Genomic DNA, 604 nt, shown 5'->3' on the forward strand with positions numbered 1-604 from the left:
CGCTTACCACTTTGTGATTCATGACTGGGGTGAAGTCGTAACAAGGTAACCGTAGGGGAACCTGCGGTTGGATCACCTCCTTACCTGAAGATACCTTCCCGCGAAGTGCTCACACAGATTGTCTGATGAAATTTAAAGAAGCAGTAAAACTCTCTCCAGGCTTGTAGCTCAGGTGGTTAGAGCGCACCCCTGATAAGGGTGAGGTCGGTGGTTCAAGTCCACTCAGGCCTACCAAATTCTCCCGATTTCTGCGTTATGACAACGGCTCGCATAGTTCACTATGCTTCGCGTCGTCACGCCTTGAACTCGAAAGAATTGGGTAAAGGGTTTTGCGAATCATTGGGGCTATAGCTCAGCTGGGAGAGCGCCTGCCTTGCACGCAGGAGGTCAGCGGTTCGATCCCGCTTAGCTCCACCATCAACGTCCCCACGTTGATACTCAACTTCTGAATGCATTTTCGAGTGCATTGCGAAGTTATTGCTCTTTAACAATCCGGAACAAGCTGAAAATTTGAAACGACCGCGTCGTATTCGTTCTCCGTAATAAGAACGATGCGCGATGCGGCCGGGTCTCAAGATTATCGCGATTCACGAGCGTTCAAAAC

At 50.0% G+C, this 604-nt stretch carries 2 tRNA genes and 1 rRNA gene; all 3 read left to right on the forward strand.

Annotated features, from left to right (window positions below):
* A 16S ribosomal RNA gene (locus tag C1Y41_RS19720) occupies nt 1-83 on the forward strand; the annotation flags it as partial.
* Between the two features lie 74 nt (nt 84-157).
* Nucleotides 158-234, forward strand: a tRNA-Ile gene (locus C1Y41_RS19725).
* 107 nt (nt 235-341) lie between these two features.
* A tRNA-Ala gene (locus C1Y41_RS19730) sits at nt 342-417 on the forward strand.
* The last annotated feature ends 187 nt before the right edge of the window (nt 418-604 follow it).

Source organism: Pantoea sp. ICBG 1758 (assembly GCF_002928325.1).
Classification (GTDB): Bacteria; Pseudomonadota; Gammaproteobacteria; order Enterobacterales; family Enterobacteriaceae; genus Pantoea; species Pantoea eucrina.